The organism is Pedobacter gandavensis (assembly GCF_032678465.1).
GTDB classification, from domain to species: Bacteria; Bacteroidota; Bacteroidia; order Sphingobacteriales; family Sphingobacteriaceae; genus Pedobacter; species Pedobacter gandavensis_B.
This window is the reverse complement of record NZ_JAVTSK010000026.1, coordinates 1-1,291: the sequence shown is the minus strand read 5'-3', so window position 1 is coordinate 1,291 and position 1,291 is coordinate 1. Positions and strand designations below refer to the sequence as shown.

Below are 1,291 nucleotides of genomic sequence, written 5' to 3'. Positions count from 1 at the left end.
AAATTATTCAGGCTTTTCTTGTTATATATTCATTAAAGTTTGAGCTTAAGAATGTATCCAACTAAATTTATAATCCATAGTAGGATTTTTCATTCTGTCCGCTACACGTAATAATCTGTTTGGTAAAGCCATGATATAATCACGCGCTTTCTCTCCAGTTTCATTCAAATCACGCATACTATCTAATTTCCATTCTTCAATTAGCTGCTGCATAATTTCAACATAATCAACCGCAGTATATACACCCAAACGTTGTGCTGCATCCGTAAAGTGGCCAAAGGTCTGACCTATTTTAAGCCCCATTTCACGAAGAAAATGTGCTGGCATTACAATCTTCTTACGCATCATATCCTCAAAAGCAACCATAGCCTCATTTGGATCTACCTCAAAGATTTTAGCCATAAAGTCCTTATATGCCTTTGCGTGACGAGCTTCATCAGAAGCGATAACACCACACATCTTAGAAAGTAAAGTATCCCCATCTTTTTTAGCCATTGAGGCTACTCGTCTATGCGAGATGTTCGTTGCTAATTCTTGAAAGCTGGTATATACAAAGTTTCTATATGGATCATGCCCCGTACCAATATCAAATCCATCAGCAATTAAATATTGAGTGGAAATCTCCATTTGACGCATATCAACACGCCCAGAAAGATAAAGGTATTTATTAAGTAAATCGCCGTGTCTATTTTCTTCTGCAGTCCAATGACGTACCCATTTCATCCAGCCACCTTGTTCATTCTTAGAGATGTCGTCTACCATCGTTAACCAAGATTCATAAGTAGGCAGAGCCTCTTCTGTAATCGTATCACCAATTAAGACTGCAACCAAATCATAAGATAAGCCATCTGCATTTTCACGTAATTGCTTTATGTCTTGAAAAAATGTATCACTCGTTGAATCCGGCAAGAAATCAGAAGGTTGCCAATTAGTATCAATCGGTTTCAAGTAGGTATCCATTACCTCAAGCATATAGCTCTCGATATGTAACATCACTTCTCGTCTTTTTTCTGCGAAAAAACTCATTGTTTTTTTATGTTTTAAATTAGTTCCAAAGATAACCAAAAATTGCATAGTTTGTCATCACACCTTTATTTTATTCACAATTAAGACTGTCAAAAAATGGATTTTACAACATTAAATTTGGCACTATAATCTTACAACATCACATAAAAGAATAAGTTTTCATTACTGCAAATCTTATCTTTTTTATATCAATAGATATAATCTTCGGGACCCATAGAATTTAATAGCTAACTAGCCTAAGTATCTTTAATACCCTTCAAGATCA

1 protein-coding gene is annotated in these 1,291 nt (G+C 35.1%); it reads right to left on the bottom strand.

Features of this window, described 5'->3' with window-relative positions; translation table 11 throughout:
* Nucleotides 1-45 precede the first annotated feature (45 nt).
* Nucleotides 46-1,026 (bottom strand): acyl-ACP desaturase, encoded by a 981-nt coding sequence (locus tag R2Q94_RS22100; RefSeq protein WP_316823644.1) that lies wholly within the window; start codon nt 1,024-1,026, stop codon nt 46-48.
* Nucleotides 1,027-1,291 lie beyond the last annotated feature (265 nt).

Bases quoted from the DNA above. Each gene is read 5' to 3' on its own strand.
- R2Q94_RS22100 (WP_316823644.1), bottom strand. From the start codon at position 1,026: ATGAGTTTTTTCGCAGAAAAAAGACGAGAAGTGATGTTACATATCGAG.